General features: G+C 40.2%; 16 protein-coding genes. 4 read left to right on the top strand and 12 right to left on the bottom strand.

Annotation, left to right across the window (positions count from 1 at the left end; genetic code table 11):
* The 5 genes from M23134_RS16055 to M23134_RS16035 form a co-directional block, all read right to left on the bottom strand.
* On the bottom strand, positions 1–753 hold a 753-nt coding region (locus M23134_RS16055), incomplete at its 3' end, for a hypothetical protein (protein WP_002697945.1).
* Between the two features lie 105 nt (positions 754–858).
* Entirely contained in the window at positions 859–1,767 is a 909-nt protein-coding gene (locus M23134_RS16050; protein ID WP_002697944.1) for an SMI1/KNR4 family protein, read from the bottom strand.
* Between the two features lie 96 nt (positions 1,768–1,863).
* The gene (locus tag M23134_RS16045) at positions 1,864–2,433 is read right to left on the bottom strand and encodes an imm11 family protein (protein ID WP_157558508.1); all 570 of its coding nucleotides are present in this window, start codon (positions 2,431–2,433) and stop codon (positions 1,864–1,866) included.
* A gap of 14 nt (positions 2,434–2,447) precedes the next feature.
* A complete protein-coding gene (locus M23134_RS16040) occupies positions 2,448–6,911 on the bottom strand; it encodes a hypothetical protein (protein ID WP_002697942.1) in 4,464 nt (1,487 codons plus the stop codon).
* Positions 6,912–7,114: 203 nt separating this feature from the next.
* Positions 7,115–7,693 carry a Crp/Fnr family transcriptional regulator gene (locus tag M23134_RS16035; RefSeq protein WP_002697941.1) on the bottom strand — a complete coding sequence of 193 codons (579 nt, stop codon included), beginning with the start codon at positions 7,691–7,693 and terminating at the stop codon, positions 7,115–7,117.
* A gap of 195 nt (positions 7,694–7,888) precedes the next feature.
* Between M23134_RS16035 and M23134_RS16030 the strand changes: the two genes are divergently transcribed.
* Together M23134_RS16030 and M23134_RS16025 are read left to right on the top strand one after the other, a co-directional pair.
* On the top strand, positions 7,889–8,977 hold the full coding sequence (locus M23134_RS16030) for an o-succinylbenzoate synthase (RefSeq protein WP_002697940.1): 1,089 nt from the start codon (positions 7,889–7,891) through the stop codon (positions 8,975–8,977).
* A 530-nt stretch (positions 8,978–9,507) separates the two neighbouring features.
* A complete protein-coding gene (locus tag M23134_RS16025; RefSeq protein ID WP_002697938.1) occupies positions 9,508–10,521 on the top strand; it encodes a patatin-like phospholipase family protein in 1,014 nt (337 codons plus the stop codon).
* Between the two features lie 180 nt (positions 10,522–10,701).
* Here M23134_RS16025 and M23134_RS16020 read toward each other — a convergent pair whose 3' ends face one another.
* Positions 10,702–11,331, bottom strand: a complete 630-nt coding sequence (locus tag M23134_RS16020; RefSeq protein ID WP_002697937.1) for a histidine phosphatase family protein — start codon at positions 11,329–11,331, stop codon at positions 10,702–10,704.
* A 218-nt stretch (positions 11,332–11,549) separates the two neighbouring features.
* Here M23134_RS16020 and M23134_RS16015 point away from each other — a divergent pair, with 218 nt between their 5' ends.
* Entirely contained in the window at positions 11,550–11,969 is a 420-nt protein-coding gene (locus M23134_RS16015; RefSeq protein WP_002697935.1) for a hotdog fold thioesterase, read from the top strand.
* A 31-nt stretch (positions 11,970–12,000) separates the two neighbouring features.
* Positions 12,001–13,233 (top strand): chorismate-binding protein, encoded by a 1,233-nt coding sequence (locus M23134_RS16010; RefSeq protein ID WP_045113692.1) that lies wholly within the window; start codon positions 12,001–12,003, stop codon positions 13,231–13,233.
* 63 nt (positions 13,234–13,296) lie between these two features.
* On the opposite strand, the gene M23134_RS16005 is transcribed toward M23134_RS16010, so the two are convergent.
* The 6 genes from M23134_RS16005 to M23134_RS15980 form a co-directional block, all read right to left on the bottom strand.
* Positions 13,297–14,763, bottom strand: coding sequence for a hypothetical protein (locus tag M23134_RS16005; RefSeq protein ID WP_157558507.1), 1,467 nt, complete (start codon positions 14,761–14,763; stop codon positions 13,297–13,299).
* A 146-nt stretch (positions 14,764–14,909) separates the two neighbouring features.
* A complete protein-coding gene (locus tag M23134_RS41160) occupies positions 14,910–15,056 on the bottom strand; it encodes a hypothetical protein (RefSeq protein WP_002697930.1) in 147 nt (48 codons plus the stop codon).
* Positions 15,057–15,560: 504 nt separating this feature from the next.
* The gene (locus M23134_RS16000; protein ID WP_002697928.1) at positions 15,561–15,920 is read right to left on the bottom strand and encodes a hypothetical protein; all 360 of its coding nucleotides are present in this window, start codon (positions 15,918–15,920) and stop codon (positions 15,561–15,563) included.
* Positions 15,921–16,957: 1,037 nt separating this feature from the next.
* Entirely contained in the window at positions 16,958–17,245 is a 288-nt protein-coding gene (locus M23134_RS15995; RefSeq protein WP_002697927.1) for an ankyrin repeat domain-containing protein, read from the bottom strand.
* A 424-nt stretch (positions 17,246–17,669) separates the two neighbouring features.
* Positions 17,670–18,872, bottom strand: coding sequence for a leucine-rich repeat domain-containing protein (locus tag M23134_RS15985; protein ID WP_198145033.1), 1,203 nt, complete (start codon positions 18,870–18,872; stop codon positions 17,670–17,672).
* Between the two features lie 113 nt (positions 18,873–18,985).
* Positions 18,986–20,329 carry a leucine-rich repeat domain-containing protein gene (locus M23134_RS15980; protein ID WP_002697923.1) on the bottom strand — a complete coding sequence of 448 codons (1,344 nt, stop codon included), beginning with the start codon at positions 20,327–20,329 and terminating at the stop codon, positions 18,986–18,988.
* Positions 20,330–20,338 lie beyond the last annotated feature (9 nt).

Here is a 20,338-nt window from a genome sequence, read left to right as displayed (position 1 = left end):
TAGCTCTAACTGAGTTAATCCACGAAGTCTTTGAGGATTGGCTCCATCAGCAATATACCTAAGTACCCACTCTGCCCCTAAAAAATTGGAGCGGCTTGCTGTTCTAAGGTTACCGATAATATGATTGATTCCTTGAGGATTATGGGCTAAGATTTTTTCTAAATCTCTCAGTAAATGTCCTGGTCCTGAACCTGCATTAATCAATGTGTTTCTTATAATCTGACCCAGATCATTCTGACTTAATACATCTCCATAACTAGCTGTGATATTTCTAACCGAACTATTTTTGTTCATAAATAAGTCTACAAACTCATTATTAAGAGTAGTCCCATTAGCATTAGGGCTTGACTTTACATTGTTATATAAGTCTTTATTAAAACGTCTGCCTCCTTGACTGGTAGATCTATCCTGAAGGTATTTAGTCAGTATAGAAGGGTCATCATTGGCTCCTACCACAATTCCGTCCATAGTTTTACCTTTTTGATTTGTTGCTCTAACATTCTTACCCAGAACATTTCTATTAGGGTTGGTAATATGAGGATTATTTCTCATCAATGTTTGATCATCTACAAATGTAACTGTCCCATCCGCCAACAAAACCCAAGGATTAAACTCTCCATACAGCTTAAAACGCTTATTTTTAATAGCAATCTTAAACTTCTTCGCCAACCTCTTCGCCACATCGTCCAGCGTTTTGGTCCCGCTGATGACCCCGCGTTTGGCGCCTTTAAAGATCATTTTACCGTTTTTCATTAAAGCACCCCAGCCATCGCGTGCTAAGGAGTTTTGAAAGCAAACAAAAAGCCTCGCTTATAAAAAAAGGAGGCTCTCGTAGTCAATGTTATATCTGTAGGATTTTTATTTTAGCAAAGTAAGGATTTTCTTTGCTTCTTTATATCCTTGTTTTATTTTCACCTTAGCCCAGTATTTTGCAGTTTGTCCATCTTCATCAGTTGCTTCTTTATCAGCTCCTTGTTCTAATAAAAGTTGTATAACAGGAATATTTATCGACTTTACCATTTCTATCAATAAAGGTGTATTTTCTTCATTGGTTTCATTCACATTAGCCCCATGTTTTATGAGGTAGTTGATTGCCTTCATATTATTCCATACAGTGGCTTGTTCTAAAGCACCAGAAAGGTTCGTCCCTTTTTCTATGAGTAAATCTGCAATTTTGATGTTTATTTTTTCACCCAATACAAGCCTTTGCATGGCTGTATATTCACCATCTATCAATGTATTGACATCCCAACCACTATTTATTAAACTGATAATTTGAGTTTCATTTTTAAATGGCTCGCTAAATAACTCCAACAAATCATCATTAGTGGTTTGAATTACATCATCTTGGAGTTGATTAATAAAAGTATTTATACTATTAGCCAAAAAATATTGGAAAACTTCAGGAGTTTCATCGTCTTCTAAGTCCCACCTTAAATCATAGTAATAAATTCCTCCATTGTTTGTGGTTTCTTTGCTTATACAAATACGATTGCCAAGTTCATCAAAACCTATAGGTAATAGGTGCTCAGGAAGTATATTTTTATATTTTTTACATTCTTCTTGAATTTGCTCTAAACTAAAAAAACTATTTACAATGATGGTTTCATCTAGGTCACCTACATGAGTTTGTCGATGGGTAGGCACTCCTCCATTATACTCTAGTAAGAAGCGTTGAAATGTCTTGTCAAGTACAATACCTTCTTTTTGTTCCCAGTTATCTATATCTTGCTGAGTGATAGTTGTGTTTGTTTTACTAAGTTTCATTATTTATCCATGTCATTGATAGTTTTATAAAATCCAAAAGACCTCACTTAACTATGAAGTGAGGTCTTTTGGATTAAGTAATCTATGGGGATTAATCTAATAAACTGGAAAGTGAAAATTATTTATTGGCATATATTCAGTCCCTGTAACTTGGGCTTGCTCCAAAGCTTCTTTAAGCTCTTGGGTAATGATGATTGGAAAAAGTAATTCCTCAAGTCTAATAATATGCTTACCTTCAATTTTGGACGCATTAACTTCTAATTTTTGAACTGTCCCAATGTAGTTTTCTTCTTCAATACCAGTGTATGTAGAGTTTTTGTAATCAAAGGCAGATACAGATTCTACTACCATCATAAAATAGTTGTCAAAACTTTTTTTACTTCTGGGAGTTCGCATGAGTTTCGCAGGGTAGAAAGCCACTCCACTTACTCCTATTTTGTCCAGTACTGCTTTGAATTTCTCTGACACTACATGAGTTGTTACCTCACTAGTTACAAAATCTTTAAGTGTTTTTTTTGCATAATAAAATTCATACACATCTTGTGGTCTCTGTATTATTTTTCCTTCAACTACTGTTTCTCTCTCTGTTTCATTCATACCATCATTTTTAATATAAATTTCATCATCAACAAAAGTTTCATTTAATACAAAATATTCTTGTTTCATGTTGGTCATTAGTTTTAAGGCAAGGCTATTTCTCCGTTTCTCAACTTAGTTTTCAAAGTAGTAATATAAGTATCAAATTCACCTTTTATTATATCACGTACTTTATCCGAAGTGGCTTTTTCATAACGTTGAGCAAAGAGTTTTAAGTTTTTCTCTACAGCTTTTGAATAAGCTGTGTGATAACCTTCATGCACAGACCTGCCTTCATAACGCTTCAATTCCTTCAAAGCATCATCTAGCTCTGATGGATTTAAGTCAAGTTTGTGTTTATCTTTTATTTTAGCTAATGCATCATTAAGCTTCTTGTCAAGATCAGCTTTTCTAACAGTTTGGCTTGCTTTAAGTTTACTTAACTTGCTTAAGTCTTCCAACTCCTTAATTGTTTCGCGTAAGCCCTTTACATCAACTGTAGGTAATCCAATGGAGTTCCTTAGTTCATCAATATCAAACTTCATTTTATTTTTCAAGAAAGTTTGAAGTTTATCAATACCTTTCAGAAAGTTTGGGGCTACATGGTGTACATTTAACAAACGAGCAGCATTATCTGATAACTCTATACCATGCTGTTTTTTCAAATAAGCAAAATAATTTTCTCTAAAGTGAGGGTTTCGAGGCACTCCTGAATTATTAGAGATATACTTGTATCTTGCATCATTACCAGTTTTACCAGCTCCTTTTTTCTTTAACTTATCATATACATTTTTATTTTTAGTATACTTTGGCTTTTTGCCTGTTTTGACTGCGTCTAAATCTGCTTGTTTTACCGAGTCTCTTAAGTCTTCTACAAAACTACTCCCCTTACCCCCAGCATAGGTTTTTTCTCCAATAATATATCCATGTTCTCCTTTTGAAGCTCCTTTGGGTTTATAAATAACACTATCGCCAAGTTTGGCTGTTTTTCCTCTTGGTAAGTCTTTCTGATCTACTTCTACAACCTTCCCATCCGCCAACAAAACCCAAGGGTTAAACTCTCCTAAAATCTGGAAGCGACGCTTTTTGATGACAATCTTAAACTTCTTAAATCGAAACTTCTTCGCCAACCTCTTCGCCACATCGTCCAGGGTTTTAGCCCCGCTGATGACCCCACGTTTTGCCCCAGAGAAAATCATCTTACCGTTTTTCATCAAAGCACCCCAACCATCGCGTGCCACGCCGCCCAAATCTTTAAAGTTTTGCGCGGTGTTTTTGATGCCTTTCACCGCACTTTTGCGAGCGGCTTTGGTGCCTGCTTTCACCGCTCCTTTTACTCCTTTCTTCGCTACAGTTTTGATGCCCTTCTTGGCGCTCTTGAGCAATGCCTTGCCGCCAAACAATAGCGAGAAGATCAGCTCGATCGTGAGCGCCGCCAAGCCACGCGCCAGACTTTTGGCGCCGCCTGCTATAGTTTTATCTGGAAAGGCTTGGCTCAAGTATTTACCAAAGTGTTTTGCCATGTCGAGTATGCCAATGCCCGTGAAGATTGCCCCCACTATTTGCAACAGCAAGGGCAAGGCTGCCATAATAGCGCCTCCTGTGGCAATGTTGGCGAGAATAAGCCCCGCAATGCCCGCCACCAAACCAATAATGACGGTGACCTTGTTTTTGGTCCACCATTCGCTCACCGCTTTTTTCATCGTGCCCGTCAGGTAGCCCAAACGTTCCATGGGTCCGGCAAAAGGTCCTATTTGTCCTTCTTTGGTGCTGCCTTGAGTTTGTTTGGTATCGGTAGTGGTGGTGCTTGTTTGGTTGGTGTTGGTGGCTTGGGCGTTCTTGGCTTCGGTACTTGCCACGCCCGCTGCTTCTTGCTTTATTGTTTCTACATTTTTCTTTTGGTCGAGGTCGGGCTGTTCGCCAAACTCCAGTTCTTTGCCTTCGGGCAAGCCCGCAATCAGTTTTTGCAGTTCGGGGCTCAGTATCGGGTTTTGTACCACCGGGTCTACCTTTACATCTTTAGCCTCCAGCTTGGTTTTTTTGAGTACTTGGGTGTCTTGCTGGGTGATTTTGCCTTGTTCTTCGGCTGCCTTCACCGCGTCTTTGGTATCTTTCACTACTACTTCGCCCGGCAAAGGTTTCGTGATGTCCGCCCCCAACAATTCTTCTGACATTTGCCCCCAGAAATAATCGGGCGAACGGCGGGCGGCTGAAATAAGGTTGGCAATGCCGCGCATAATTTCTATGATTCCTACCGCAATAAACTCCAACGCATCCAGCACCAAGTTATACATTTTTTGGTAAAGCGCCAGCACCGCGTCCAGTGCCTTGCCCAGCACATCGAGCAGGGCGTTTACTGCCTTTTTCAAGCCCTCGGCAAGGGTGTTTACGGCTTTCACCGCCAAGTTTACCGCCTTGTCTATCAGGGCGTTTATCCGTTTGGCAAGCTTCGGGAAAGCCGCCAAGGCTACAGTCACCAGTGCCTTCAGTGCTTCGCCAAACGCCTTGATCATGCCCACTATGGCCTTGCGGGCGAGCTCTATCAGACCATTGGCAAGCTTTTTCACCCCTTCAATGATTGCCTTCACTGCCTTGCGCAATTGGTCAAATATAAAATTGATGGCTTTTTTCAAACCCTCAAAAAAGCCTTTGACTGCATTGACGGCACGGTCCCAAAAGCTGGGTTCTTTTTTGTCGGCTTCAGCTTTTTTGGCTTCCGCCTCTTTTTCTTTGGCGCGTTTTTGGGCTTCGGCTTTTTGCTGTGCTTCGCGGTACTTTTGTTTTACCTCCGCGTTGGTGTCGTCGGTCTTTTTCTGTACTTGACTGTCTACTTTTTGGCGTTCTTTGCCCGACTCATCCTCGTAGTTTTTCAGAATATCGTCATTCTCTTTTTTCCATTGCTCGCGTTGGCTGTCCACCTCGGCATTGGCTTTTAGTTGGGCTTGAGTTTGGGCGGCGGTGGTTTCTTCAATCTTTTTCTCTACGCTCAGCTCGTGCTCTTCGTTTGCCTTTTTAAAACCCGTTTCTTTGTCTTGTTTTGCCTTCGTGATTTTGGCTTTTTCTTGCTCGGTTTTGCCCCCTATTTGCCCTTGCATGCTTTGGTTGAGGTGGGCTTCGGCTTCGCTCGATAAGGTAGGAATGCCTTCGGGGTTGAGTTGTGTCAGCGAGGTTTCGGGCGAAGGGCTGAACTCAAAATTGGGGTTCAACTCTTCTTTTTTATCCTCAGGATAAATGTCGTTTTCGCCAAAGTCTTTGTTCGGCTCGTTTTGGGCTTTTTGGTGGGCGGTGTCGGTTTCTTGATCTTTCTCTTGTTGCAGTTGTTGGTTTTGGCGGTCGGGCGCTTCTTTGCCCTCCAGGTCTACCTTGGGCACGGTGCCAGGGCTGGTGTTCACGCTGTTGTCTTTGGTGGGCAGTTGGTGTAAGCTTTTTTGGACAGTGGCTTGCACCGACCCGGAGCCAAACCAACTAAAGAGCTTGTCGAAAAAGCGCCTTGCCACTTGTAGGGGGCTTTGCGATTCGGGTACTCCAGGTTTTTGGGTCGTATGCCCTTCTTTTACTGCCTTGCCTTGGGGGTTGTCTTTTACATTTACCCCGCGCACTTTGCCCACTTCTTGCAATTTTGCCGCTTTTTTCTGTTTGCTTTCTCGTTTTTGCGAGTCATCCGCCGATAGTCCCGTGGGGGCAGGTTGGCGATGCTTTTCTTCGGTTTTTTTCTTTACATCATCGCTTTCGCCTTTCAAAATACTACCTGCCTCAGTTTTTTGTTTCAAGCCCTCGGCAAGGTCTGACACGGGCAAGCTGGTCAGGCTATTTATAAAACCTTCTGAACTGCTTTTGTCCAGTTGAATGTCTTTTTTCTTTTTTTCCTTTTCTTGGGGAACTTCTTTTACTTCTTCTTTGGGGGCGTTGCCCGTAGTATCGGTTTTTGGGGTAGGCGAAGGTGTTTTGGTGCCCTTGGTATTGCCCAACTTGTCGGTATTGGGCTGCGTGCCTTGCTTAAGCTCGGTACCCGACTCACTCATTGTCTGTTTGGTTGTCTTCTGTTTGGTAGACTTTAGCGGGTGACTTCTTAAGGTATCAGAAGTTTCTTTTTTGTCTTTGTCCGGGCTACCTGTAGTGTCAGGCACTTTTGTTTTTTGCTGCAGCGTGTCGAGTTGCTCGTTGGGTTGTTTTTTGGGAGAGGTTTCTTCTTTTTTGTCTTTTGTTGGGGGGCTTATTTTGCCTTCGGCTATCCAGCGTTGGCGGCGTTGCTCCTCCAATATTATAAACTGTTCTTCGGTAGACAATTCCTGAAAAGGCAAGTCTTGCTTTTTGGTAGGGGTGTCTTGTCTGGTAGACGTATCACCTCCCAATGGCTTTTGCTCCTCTTTACCCTTGTGCTCTTTTTCTTGGTTTTCCTGGGCTAGTTTTTCTTGTTTGAGCTGTTCTTCGCGTTCACGCTGTTGTTCCTCAGCACGTTTTTTATAAAACTCAATGCGCCTTTGAAACTCCTTGGGACTGATGGTTTCCTGGCTATTATTTTGTTTGCCAGACTTATTGTCATATCGTTGTTTATATTTGTCTCCCATAGTTTTGCGAAAAGGATATACAAGTAGTTGGGGGTGTTTTATGGAGCTAAAATAAGGGTTTTGAAAGTATAAAGCAAAGAGAAAAAGTTATTTTGGTTTTCACAAACTATAGCATACGTATTTGAGGCGTGGGGCTGAGGTGTAAGCTTGAGCTGGCATCGTATAAAACTACAATTGCCCGGTGCTTGACGCCTTGTAAAAACCTACCCTTTTTGGGTCCTGCCTGTCCTGATACGACTCAAACTTTCGGGGGTGATCCCCAAATAAGACGCAATCTGGTAGTTGCGCACTCGCTGTTCTATGTCAGGGTATTGGGCAAGGAAATCATAATAACGCTCTTCGGCAGATTTATGCAAATTTGATATAATTCTTTTTTGAAAGGAAACAAAGGCCCGCTCTAGTTTTTGCCTGAAAAAATGCTCTAATGTAGGCACATAAGTATACAACTTATCCATGGAACTTTTACTGATCGCCAACAGCTCACAGTTTTCTATACACTCTAGATACAAGATAGATTTTGCTCCGGTAAAATAAGCCGTAAAATCACTCATCCACCAGTTTTCTATGCCAAACTGCACCGTGTACTCCCGGTCGTGGTCGTCTATCAGAAAAGAACGCAAACACCCCTTGATCACAAAATACTGGCGTGACACCGACTCGCCTGCCCTAATCATGAGTTGTTTTTTTTTGCAATGAATATGGTCAAAGTAATGCAGTGTTTGATTGAAGTCGTCAGGGGTGATGGCTACTTCTTGAGAAATGTGGGCAAATAAAGGATGCATTTTTTTTTACAAAAATTAAGGTTAAAAATGATTGTGGAAAATTGTTTGCTTGAATGTTTTGAATCATTTACAATAGAAAGGGAAACCATTTTTTGTAGGCCATCACTGCTGGTGCGCGTGTTTTTACAAACCCACGACAACGGCAGGATAAGATACATTTTTTGGTTGCCTCTTTGCCAATAAACATGCTGCTGTATGCTAAAGCTCAGTTATCAGAAACATACGTTACAATTTAAGTTTGAAGCCGGAACTTCACGCGGGGCGCTCACCGAACACCCGGTATACTATATCAAAATGTGGGACAGTAGCTCGCCTGACAGGGCTGGCATAGGCGAAGCAGCCCCCCTTAAGGGTTTGAGCATAGACTATCGCCCAGACTTTGAGGAGCAACTTAGTCAAATTATTGAAAATATAGAAGACCTGGCCATAGATCAGCCCGCCCGTTATGAAATTAACGAAATATCTAACCTGGTACCCGCAGGGTTTCCTGCCATTCGGTTTGGTATTGAGATGGCTTTTCTGGATTGGAAAAACGGAGGAGTGAAACAAATTTACCAAAACAGGTTTTACCAAGGCAAACAGTTGCTGCCCATCAACGGATTGATATGGATGGGAGAACCTGGGTTTATGCAACAACAAATAGCCCAAAAGCTGGGACAGGGTTTTGGTTGTATAAAAATGAAAATAGGAGCCATAGATTTTGACCAGGAGTGTGCCCTGCTTGCCAACATCAGAGAACGTTTTACTGCCGATCAGGTCACCCTTAGGGTAGATGCCAATGGCGCTTTTAGCCCTAAAGATGCCTTAAAAAAGCTGGAAAAGCTGAGTCAGTTTGACTTGCACTCTATAGAACAACCCATTCGCCCCAATCAATTGGCAAGTATGCGTAAACTTTGCCAGGAAAGCCCCATTCCTATTGCCTTAGACGAGGAGTTGATTGGAAAACTGTCTATCAACGAAAAAGAAAAACTGTTGGAGGTGATCCAACCGCCTTACATTATACTCAAGCCTACCTTATTGGGTGGTTTTATTGCCACCAAAGAATGGATTGACCTTGCCAAACGCAGAAAAATTGGTTGGTGGATTACTTCGGCGCTAGAGTCTAACATTGGGCTGAATGCCATTGCTCAGTTTACCGCCGAATACGACGAAGGAACAGTGCATGGTTTGGGTACCGGTGGCTTGTATCATAACAACATAGGTTCGCCATTGACTATAGTGAAGGACCAGTTAGAGTACCAGCCCAAAAAGTTTTGGGAAGAACTGCCAGGTTTTGTTGAATAATTTTCGAGGGAAGGTTTGTATTGCTATCAGAAAATACATAATATTAGCTTGTTGTAAACAACAGTAGTCCGCAGCATTCAGTTGATAGCCTCTACAGCCTCAAGTCCTTAGATGCCGATGCACATCGGTGCTTTTAGCGACAAGCTTCAAGTTTGAGGCTGCTCTACAAGCAACTTACCGATTTTATAATGCATTGATTTTTAATGGTTTATAAAATCGGCAGATGGAAGTCTATAGCCCCAACAGAGGGCAAGCTTCAAGCGACAAGTCGCAAGCTATACCCTGTTTAACTGCGTTGAACTCATCACAGCAAACTGCTGTAGATTCGGTTCATAGGCAATCATACTTTTATATACTCCTGATTTTCAGCAACTTACAAAAAGCAGTTAAAAGCCGTTGCGTGAGCATAAGTATGTAACATTATATTGACAATCAACCGCTTACAAAGTTCAGGGTATACACCCGCTGGCTAGAGCAGAACAACGGACACAAAAAAGTGTTGGAGAATTGAAACAAACCTTTTGCATATTATGGCTAATAAAAAACTTACCCGTGTTTTGTCTATCGATGGAGGGGGAATAAGAGGGGTGCTGCCCGGACAAATAATGGTGGCAATTGAACAACAACTACAAAAGAAAACCAATAACCCTGAAGCCCGTCTCGCCGATTATTTTGACCTGATGGCGGGCACTAGTACTGGTGGTATTTTGTGTGCCATTTACCTCACCCCCGACGAAAGCGGACGCCCCAAATACACTGCCGAACAAGCAGTGAACCTTTACCTGGAAAACGGAGGAGATATTTTTAAGAAAAAAATGTTCAGCTTTGGTGGCATTACCAACGAAAAGTATCCATCGGCTCCCATGGAAGAAGCCCTCGAAAAATACCTGGGAAATGCAAAGCTCAGCGAAATGATCAAAGAATGCCTGATTACATCGTATGACATAGAGCGAAGTAATCCTCATTTTTTTAAACGTCATAAAGCTATCGACAACAAAGGGTATGACTTTTATATGCGCGATGTAGCACGCTCTACCTCAGCCGCTCCCACCTATTTTGAGCCCAACCATGCGACGTCTTTTGCCGAAGTAAAGTATGCCCTCATAGATGGCGGGGTGTATGTAAACAACCCTACGCTTTGTGCGTATGCGGCTACCCGAAAATTAGATTTTGGGGAGGATAAAATAAAGCCTACTGCTTCAGAAATGATGATGGTATCTATAGGTACAGGTAGCACCAAGTACTCGTACGAATATGAAAAAGCCAAAGACTGGGGGGCGATTGGCTGGATCAAACCTTTGATTGATATCATGATGAAGGGGGTTTCTCAAACGGTAGACTATCAACTCAAACAGATTTTTGACGCCGTAGGCAAACCAGACCAATACTATCGAATTGAGCCTAAACTGGTGCACGCAGTGTCGGGTATGGACAATGCCGGCAAGGAAAACTTGATTAACCTAAGGGCTGATGGCAGCGAGTCGGCACTGGACAACGAAGACAAAATAAACAAAATAGTGGATATGCTGATTGCCAATGCTTAAGGGCTTGGCGCTTGCTTCTAAGTTGCTCGGTTCTTCCAGCAATTCATGATCACCTATACAAAAGCAAGAAACTGTCTCATCATTCAAATAGTTACACCTGCCGGGTTGTAAAAATCTGGCAGGTATGGCTAAATCTATGATGAGACAGTTTTTTTTAGAATATGCACTGGCTTACAATGCTTATTGCTCTTCCATGGGTTTGAGGTGGGTAATGTCACAGTAACGATCTACGGTAAACATATTGCCAGTGTAGTTTAGTTCATACAAACACAAATTGGTATGTTCAAACTTGTCCATGTCTTTCAGGTGATAGTTGAGCATCAATGCCAAAAAAGCCCGCATTGCCCGCCCGTGCATACATATCAACACCGTTTTTTCCTCTTCGCGTGATAATATTTTATCCAATACGGGTTTTTGTCGCTCTTGCAACATCACGGGGCTCTCCCCTCCTTCTATAGGCAAATCTACCTCTCCTTCGCCCCATTTCCTGACCAACTCGTGGTAATACGCATCGTCTTCTTCGCTTATTTTACGTCCTTCCCGGCTTCCCCAATTGATCTCGTTCAACCCTGAGTAGTGTTCTACCGGAATGCCCGCGTCGATAAAACGCTGAACAGATTGAATGCTACGCTTAAGTTTAGAAGTATAAATTTTATCAAACTTCACTGATTTGTACATATCAAAAAACAGGGCTGCCTGGCGTTGTCCGGTGGCGTTCAAGTCAGAATCTACCCCGCTGCCTTGTACTATTCCCTGTAAATTATACTCAGTTTGTCCGTGTCTTATAAGGTATATTTTTTTTGTTTTCAAAATTGTCTAATTTTATCGCTGTTTTAATGAACGGTTATTTTTTACCCATTCTTAAAACATTCAGTTTTTTCGTTTTGTTTGAAAGTAGGTTTCAAATTAATAGATGTACAGGACAAGCCAAAATAGTGACGCTCAATTATTTGCTAAATTAAAGCCTGTTTTGTCTGACTACCTACCCATTGGAGGCAATTGCTCACTTTACAAGAATACAATTTTTTATGCTAAATACTGATGTTACTCCCGAAATATTAAACCAAGGTGGGAAAAACTGCATGGTAGGACATGTAGGCATTGAAATTACAGAAGTAGGTACCGACTATTTATGTGGCAAAATGCCGGTAGATCAACGTACTCACCAACCGATGGGATTGCTTCATGGAGGCGCTTCGGTAGTACTCGCCGAAACCTTGGGCAGCATAGCCGCTACCCTTTCCGTAGATACCAAAAAATATTTTTGTGTAGGCCTGGAAATTAACGCCAATCATATACGGGGAGTAAAAAACGGGTATGTATACGGCAAAGCTACCCCATTGCACATTGGCAGAAGTACCCATGTGTGGCAAATAAACATTCGCAACGAAGACGAAAAACTGGTGTGTACCAGTAGAATCACGATGGCGATCAGAGAAATTAAATAACGTGATTTTTTTACAAAAGAAAGATTTACTTATGAGAAGGAAGGCTTTAGAACAAACACTACAAACAACGCCCCGCTTAAATTTATTTCAAGGCTTTTTTCAGGCAGCTTTAAAAAATAACTTACCCATAGCCATCTGGAGGTTACCCAACCAAGACACTCAAAACGTGGTGGTAGACCTGAGCGGACAAGCCCAGCAAATGAAGCTTGACCTGGAAGAGAGCCGCCCAGGGTTTGCCTTTAGTCGCTTTCTGAACCCCCACCTCAAACAAACCTATTTTCTCAATGCCGATGTACACTATTCTACCAAGCTAGACACCATTCAATACCTCACCCCACCCCACGCCCTTGACAATCAATGGCACCAAAGTCAACAACGTTTTTTACAGGCATTTGAAGCAACACTAGAGGCTGCCCCTGCCTCACCTGTACACCCCAAAACACCTACTCCAAACCGTTTGCACATTGCTTCAGAAACCGACTACAGTCAATTGGTACACCGTGGAGTAGAGGCAATCAAAGCTGGTTTGTTTAAGAAAGTGGTGCTCTCGCGCGCCAAATCGGTAGACTTGCCTGCCAACTTTGACCATGTACAAACTTTTATGAAACTATGCCAACGTTACGCCAATGCCTTGGTGTACCTGGTGTATGTTCCAGAAATAGGACTTTGGATGGGGGCTACTCCTGAAACCCTCATTAGTACCGACGATCAACAACAGTTTAGAACTATAGCATTGGCAGGCACCCAGGCCCACAACCATGAGCTGCCACTAAGCCACACCGCCTGGATGCAAAAAGAAATAGAAGAGCAGGCAATGGTTAGCCGATATATTATCAATTGTTTTAAGAAAATACGCTTGCGTGAGTTTGAAGAGGTAGGACCCAAAACGGTAATTGCAGGCAATCTGGTACATTTATGTACCCGTTTTAAAGTAGATATGCAAGCAGTAAACTTTGCCGAACTGGGCACGGTCATGCTGGACTTGCTACACCCTACTTCGGCAGTTTGTGGAATGCCCAAAGAAACGTCACAAGAGTTTATTCTTCAACATGAGCATTATGACCGGGCATTTTACAGCGGGTTTATAGGTCCGGTAAACATCACCCAGGCAACCCATATCTTTGTCAACTTGCGTTGTATGCAGCTATTGGGCAACCAGGCAATACTATACGCTGGGGCTGGCATTACCGAAGACTCAATACCTATGCGCGAATGGCACGAAACCGAGATGAAGTGTAAAACGATGTTAGACATTATACAATAACACTTAACCGCTGAACCAGAGAGAAAACCTCACACTTTGTTCAGCGGTTCACACAGCCATTCACTACGCCTCAATCTCGCACAAGCCTTTCTCAAAATCGGCTTGTACTGTTTTAAACTTAACGTTTTTCTTTACAGTTCCATCGGGGTATTTAGCAGTTACCTTGTCGTTGCGACGAAAGGTTTGCTTCTTTTGAATGGGTGGCAAAGGTCTGCCTGAATGTCTGTTGTCAGGGTTTGCTTCTACTCCAAAAGGATCTTCAAAAAACGCTTCATCTTCGTCATATTCATCGTCAAAAAGGTCCTCGCTGTCCTCCCCTTCCATTAGTTCGTTCAAAGCCCCCATAAAATTACCAATCATTTGTCTTTGGTCTTGAAAATCCCCAGGGGTAAACTCCTCGGGTTCTTCATTATAACTTGCCAAAAACAACTCCTTCTCAGCGTCGTGCTCCTCGCTCAACAGATCGCTTACAGGCAACCACCGATGCACAAAACTAAACTCCCATAAATCGGCTTGATAATCTTTTTTAAACTGTGCTTTTAGCTTAGTTAACATCTTTTTTTGTGGTGCATAGTAGTCGGGCTGCTGAAGTCTGAGAGCCTCCACAAACTCTACTATATACCTACCACCCCATAGCACCAACGAATCGGAGCTCGCCTTGCGTGGCATAAATACGTTGAGGCTTTCTAAAAACGTTTGAAAGCTGCGTTCTTTGAGGGTAAAGTGACCCAACCAAGAGCTTGCTTCCTTGTTGAGCCAGTAATCGGCAAAATACTCCCACAAAGTACCGCTTAGCACAAAGGGGCATTGCTTGTCGAGCATATATTTCATGAAAACAACCTTAAGTGTAATCATTTCGTCACGCTTTGTATCTTTATACTTGCCCAGTACCTTTGTTTTCAAGTCATCATGTATGGTCAAGTCAAATGCCCTTGCAATGATACCAGGAACACCCTCTGGCAAGTTAAAATCAAAAGCACTTACTTTTTGGGTAAACGCTTCTTGGTCAAACCCTGTGGCCGCTGCTTTGCCCAACTCTATATTGAACTTTAACATCGCCAGGTCTTGCAAAGACTCCACGTCAACATCGTCAGATTCCCCAAGATTGTCGTATTCATTTTCGATAAATGAATCTACAACGTCTATATGACCATAGTAGGCAACTTGCAATACGCTTGACATCAACAAGTCTATATTAATATCTTCGTCTTGTAGATAGGCATTAAGAGCGCTTACAATCATTGCTTTATTGTTTGTAAAGCAATAGTATCTAATGAGCATTTCGTTGATATGAAACCTTACATTGGTATACAATTCAGGGTTTTGTTGTATACCTGCTTGTAACTGAATAATTGTATCAAACTCTTTGTAATGCTCCCAATAAGAGATAAAGTCGAGCGTCAGGTTTAAAAACTCATACTCATCTAAAAGCTCTTGTGGTATGGGCTGAGTCAATATTTTGAGTGCTTCGTCGGCTATTTCTTTGAGTAGTCCCTCTTCGTATTTTTCATAAAAATCTTTAAAATCCATTGCTTTGCTTTGTTTAAGTTTTGGTGAAATAAAGGCTTGTTTAAAGTGCATAAAGGTAAAGTTTAAACAAGTGCTCAAGGCATTTTCATGCCGCAAATATACTTTAAAAAAATAAAGCAATGGGTAAATATATCAAGCAAAAGGCGTTACTTTCTAAGCTCCCCCGTCTTATTTTCCAACTTGGTCAGCACGGCACTTTGTTCGGTAGTAAGCACACCACCCTCCGTCAAATCGTTTTTTTCATAAGGATCATTGACCAAATCATACAACTGCTTTTGCCCACTATCAAACACTATAAATTTATACTGTGTATTGTGTATGGTATACCCCGACTTATCACATAGGCGTCAACCTAAGGGTATTACAATACTCCGCAGTGATTTTAGTCAAAGTTGTTTGCTGGTTCTCAGTTATTTACGAATTTAAAAATAAATTGAGTAAGCAATCTTAATATAAGATACTGGTTTACAGCATTTAACAAGGTAAACATTTACTCGAATCAGCTATCGACTAAATACTTTTAACTAAAAAATTCATAAACCACTGAAAATAAGTATACTATGATTTTGTTAGTTGTCTCTGAACCGAATCTACAGCGGCTTGCTGTGATGAGCTCAACGCAGTTAAACAGGAGGCAACTTGAAGCACCGATATACATCGGTATCTAAGGACTTGTTGCTTAAAGCACCGATATTCATTGGTAATAAGCCCACTGTTCTTGTGGACTTATTAATTCCAATAGCATTTATCCAAGGACTTGCCCTTGTCAGGGCTGCAAGCTATTTTGCTCACAACAACTACCCTAAATACTCTTTAGCCTTTTGAATCCACTCTTCATATTCTTGTTTATAATGCTCAAACCCTTGTTCTTCGGCAATTAGCCTGCGTTCAGGCAACATGTTCATGTACAACATATACAAAGCCGCCGCAGCTACTTTGAGCGACCCTCCGGCACTAAGGGTAGGCGCATTGGCTAGTTTTTCACGAATATTGTGTATTTTTTTGTTAAAACTACGTAGGTGTTGTGACATCTGCGGGTAAGTAAGGTGAGGATTTTCAGAAAGCAGCATTACCTCTTCATAGAGCTTGGTCAAGTCACGAAAAATAATCCGGTGTTGTTTGTTGCTTGTTCTTTTGATAACTTTAAATGCATTCATGTTTTTTGTGATGGTTGTAGAAAACCCTGGCTGTTTGATTGGTTAGTATTGCCCTTGCAGCAGTCTTGTGTTTTTTGTCATTTACTAACCCACAAAATTTAGCATCCAACGATCAGGCGTTTGGTGCACTAACCTCTTGAGTTTGCAGCGTTTCTTGCTGGTTTACATTATTTTACTGTTAAAATCAAATACCAGACATACCACTAAAGGCTTTGATAGTCCCGTACTCTGGGGATTAGGTACAGCTTCAAGTTTTTTTTGCTCGTTCATTTTACTTCAAAACGAATCGCTGCAACTGTGCTCTGCCATAGGCTAAATACCACATAGTACAGGTTTTTGAAATACACTGAAAACAAACTCGAATTGATACTGTATTTATTGAGCCTCCAGAGAGCAGACATTTTGAATGACTATATTGTCTGGCATTCGGTACTGTTGGGGAACTTTTGATAAACAATGACCCAACAGACAATGATGGATATTTAATTTAAGTTATGATGTGGTATAAGCAACCGTGCTTTACTGGTTAAGGTGTTTTTGAGATACATAGCTGAATCAATTAAATTTAACTTTTCCATTTTTATACTATTCAATGATATGATAGAATACTGTGATGACTACCTTTAGAGTGTATGCAAATACAATCTTGCACTCATAGAAGGCGTTTTCAACAGAATTCTTTTAACGATTATTGCAGGCATTAAAATTTACGGGACAAATATAGGGGGACAGGAGTGTTTATTCCAAAAATAGAAGGTATACAAAAGGTTGTAGTAAGTGTTTCAAAATATAAAAACACCAGCATTAAGCTATACACCAACTTTTTAGTATACTGATTATCAGTGTATTAAAAAACAAAACATACTACATAATTGTCCTCCAGTTTTTTTTGTGAATGGTAAAAAAACATGTGACAAAAATTTTCCAACATTTTTGGTGTATACAATTTTAACCTTTTGTATACCTTAAATAACCCTTATTTTTTTGGTTTTTTGGGCAAAATATCTATTGCTTTTATTGTTTATTTATTTTAGAGTTTATACATAGGCTTTCAAGAGCTTGGCTATAGGTTTGCGTTTGTATATTTTTGCCACTTCAAAAGCGTTTTTTCCGCTAAACCCATCGATCAGATAAGGGTCAGCGCCTTGCTCCAGCAAGTATTGCGCAATGTCTGTATGCCCATTTTCGGTGCATACAATCAGAGCCGTCGTCAAAAATTCAGGATGGCGGTAGTTTAAGTCTACCCCTGTGCGAATATGGTAACGTACCAACTCCAGGTTACCATCTTGAGCCGCATAAAACATTTCTTTCCAATCTCCTCCCATATCTAATAGATTATATCTGTATTATTGTACAACCATACTGGAGAAAGTCTCCAGACTTAAAACTCGCAATGGCGGCAAGTTTGTAAATTGCTTTGCTAAATTTTGAAGCAATTTAACAATTTCCTCCTATTCAAAGACCTGAGTTGAAAAAACTTAAGCCAAATGCCCCCACGCTGGTCAAAGCCTCCAGACTTTAAACTCACAATAACAGCAAGTTTGCCACTTGCCTTTGGAACATTCGCCGAAAGATTGGGTGGGGTTTTTCAAAACCTCTTCAAAACTCATAGATTTCATCTTGCGCAAGCTGTCTAAAGGCAATAGGGTTGCTTGCTTGGGTTGAGCTTGGCAACGGTAGTGAGTAAAAGAAAACAAGAAAATAATATAAACTAGTTTTATCATAATAACATTAACCCTGTAAGGTCATCTACTTTTCTGGTTTTGCCCAAAATCCTGAATCATAATCAAGAATTTCCGTATTGGGTAACGCCTTTTTCAGCATCAATTTTTCTTCCTTTGAAAATTTATGAGTGTTAAGACCTAGCCTCTTTAATTGAGTGAGTGATGTTATTACTTTTGGTAAAAACTTAAACTCATTGTAACTAATACTTAAGACCTTTAACTGTGCTAACTTGCCAATGTCATCTGGCAAATCAGTAGTTTTATTCTGAGGCAAATACAACTCCTCTATATTAGTCAACAAACCTACTTCGGCTGGTAATGATGGATAGTCACCAAAAGCCAAGGCAAATTGTTTCAGCTTACTTAATTGACTTATGATTGAAAACGCCTTTGCTAAATTTGTAATGGAACTTAGTTGAATGCCTAGTTTCTCTAGTTGCTTAAAGTTGCCAAAGGTGACAGGAATACGCGTGTTTTGCATCCCTGACAAAGACAAACTTTGCAAAGAAGGTAAACTCGTAAGTATAGGAGTTATTTGCTCTAAGTTGATGTCTGTACTCTGAATAATTTCTAATACCTTCAAACTATATAATTTTTTAAACGAACTAGGCAATACTGTGATATGGCTAAGCCTTAATGCTTTCAGGTTCTTTAGCTTGTTACTTAACCCGCTTAAGTTCAAGGTTCTGTTACCTGCCAAGTTTAAATCTCTTACAGGAACTTTTTCCAAGTGATGGGGGAGGGTTGTCAAATTATTTATAGCTAAATTCAGCATGTGTAAGTTTTTAAGCCCAGCTACGTCTGAAGAAAACGATTTAATTTCATTCTTACCCAAATAGAGCTGTTTTAAGTTGGTAAGTTTACCAAACCCTTGGGGCAACCTACTTAGCTGATTATTAGCCAATTTGAGCACCTCCAAACTTTTCAACTTTCCTAAGCTATGTGGTAAACCAATCAGCTTGTTGTGTGACAAATCCAACTCTTTCAAGTTTTTGAGCCTACCTATCGACTTGGGCAAAGCTTTCAAATTGTTGCGAGTAAGTGTTAGTACTTGAAGGTTTGTGAGCTTGCCTATACTTTTTGGAATTTCGCTAATGCCTTGTTTAACCCCTACTATTATATATTGCACATTGGCATTTTTGAGTAAATGTATTTTTTCCAACTCTTCTTTATCTAACCCAACCCGATAAGCTTTTGTGGGGTTTTTCAAAGCCTCTTCAAAACTCATAGATTTCATCCTGTGCAAGCTGTCTAAAGGCAATAAATTAGCTTGTATCTTTTGTTGAGACTGGCAATGGTAGTGAGTAAAAGAAAGCAGGCACAATAAATGAAACCACTTAATCATTTCATCCACCCTGTAAATTGTTTAAATGATTTATAATCAAAATCCATTATCTGAGTATTGGGTAACCCTTCTTTTAACATTTTTCTTGTTTTACTTGAGAGCTTCTGATTATTAATTGCTAACCTTTTTAATTGAATTAACTGAGTCATCTCAGTTGGTACAGTTTCTAGAGAATCATTGGATGATAAGTCAAGTATCTTAAGGTTCGTAAGTTGCCCTATTTCTTTTGGTAATTTTTCAAGTTTATTTCCTCCTAAAAATAATCCCTCTATGCTAGTAAGATACCCTAATTCAGCAGGAAGCGATTTATAAGCACTAAACATTAACCCTAATTGTCTTAAGGTTTTAATTTTACTTAAATATACCAGCCCTCTATCTATATTTTTAATAGTCATAAAAAAGGCTAAACTTTCTAATTTTTTGAATTTTTCAAAAGTTGTTGGAATATCTACTGGTTTTGAGTTTACTAAAAGTAAATATTTTAACTGAGGTAATTGAGTTAGAATAGTGATGCATTGGTTAATGTTTTGAGTTGGATATGTGATTATCAACATCTCTAGGGTTTGTAGCCTCTTTAAAGATATTGGCAATGCTGAGGTTTTTTTGAGGTCTAAGAACTTTAAAGCGGGTAACTGGCTAAACCTCTCACAAGCATCTTGAAGATTTAAATTAGGGTTGGCATTTAACTTTAACTTTTCAATACTAGCGATTTTCTCTAAATTAGAAGGTAGTTTTTTTAAGTCATTTGCCATTAAATTTACTTCTTTCAGTTTTTTAAGTCTTTGAGCACTTATAGGAAAACGTTTCATTTGATTTTTACCCAAATGAAGTTGTTGAAGCTGAAGCATGCTTCCAAAGCTTCTAGGCAAGTCAACCAGTCTATTATTATATAACTTTAATATTTGCAAGTGTTGCAATTTCCCCACACTATTTGGTAGACTAGTAAGCTCATTATTGGATAAATCTAATTCCTTCAGGTGTTTAAGCTTTCCCAGTGACTTTGGTAATGTTTTCAGCTTATTCCGAGTCACTTTTAATACTTGGAGATTTGTTAGTTTACCAATATTTTTTGGAAGCTTGGTAATCCCTTGCTCAACTCCTACTATAATGTATTGTACATTAGCATTTTTGAGCAAACCTATCTTTTCCAACTCATCTTTATCTAAACCAACTCGATAAGCTTTGTTTGGTTTTTTCAAAGCCTCCTCAAAACTCATCGACTTCATCTTACGCAAACTGTCTAAAGGTAATAAGTTGGCTTGTTTGGGTTGAGCTTGGCAATGGTAGTGAGTAAGAGAAAACAGACAAAAAATAGTTAATCTAATTAATACTCTAAACATATACTCTAG

The sequence above is a fragment of the Microscilla marina ATCC 23134 genome (assembly GCF_000169175.1).
Taxonomy (GTDB): Bacteria; Bacteroidota; Bacteroidia; order Cytophagales; family Microscillaceae; genus Microscilla; species Microscilla marina.
Note: the sequence above shows the minus strand (reverse complement) of the source record. Positions and strands in the feature narration are given on the sequence as shown.

What these genes read in the sequence shown, in the direction of transcription:
- M23134_RS16050 (WP_002697944.1), bottom strand. Translation starts at nt 1,767, where the DNA reads ATGAAACTTAGTAAAACAAACACAACTATCACTCAGCAAGATATAGAT.
- M23134_RS16045 (WP_157558508.1), bottom strand. Translation starts at nt 2,433, where the DNA reads ATGAAACAAGAATATTTTGTATTAAATGAAACTTTTGTTGATGATGAA.
- M23134_RS16040 (WP_002697942.1), bottom strand. Translation starts at nt 6,911, where the DNA reads ATGGGAGACAAATATAAACAACGATATGACAATAAGTCTGGCAAACAA.
- M23134_RS16035 (WP_002697941.1), bottom strand. Translation starts at nt 7,693, where the DNA reads ATGCATCCTTTATTTGCCCACATTTCTCAAGAAGTAGCCATCACCCCT.
- M23134_RS16030 (WP_002697940.1), top strand. Translation starts at nt 7,889, where the DNA reads ATGCTAAAGCTCAGTTATCAGAAACATACGTTACAATTTAAGTTTGAA.
- M23134_RS16025 (WP_002697938.1), top strand. Translation starts at nt 9,508, where the DNA reads ATGGCTAATAAAAAACTTACCCGTGTTTTGTCTATCGATGGAGGGGGA.
- M23134_RS16015 (WP_002697935.1), top strand. Translation starts at nt 11,550, where the DNA reads ATGCTAAATACTGATGTTACTCCCGAAATATTAAACCAAGGTGGGAAA.
- M23134_RS16010 (WP_045113692.1), top strand. Translation starts at nt 12,001, where the DNA reads ATGAGAAGGAAGGCTTTAGAACAAACACTACAAACAACGCCCCGCTTA.
- M23134_RS16005 (WP_157558507.1), bottom strand. Translation starts at nt 14,763, where the DNA reads ATGGATTTTAAAGATTTTTATGAAAAATACGAAGAGGGACTACTCAAA.
- M23134_RS16000 (WP_002697928.1), bottom strand. Translation starts at nt 15,920, where the DNA reads ATGAATGCATTTAAAGTTATCAAAAGAACAAGCAACAAACAACACCGG.
- M23134_RS15995 (WP_002697927.1), bottom strand. Translation starts at nt 17,245, where the DNA reads ATGGGAGGAGATTGGAAAGAAATGTTTTATGCGGCTCAAGATGGTAAC.
- M23134_RS15985 (WP_198145033.1), bottom strand. Translation starts at nt 18,872, where the DNA reads ATGAGTTTTGAAGAGGCTTTGAAAAACCCCACAAAAGCTTATCGGGTT.
- M23134_RS15980 (WP_002697923.1), bottom strand. Translation starts at nt 20,329, where the DNA reads ATGTTTAGAGTATTAATTAGATTAACTATTTTTTGTCTGTTTTCTCTT.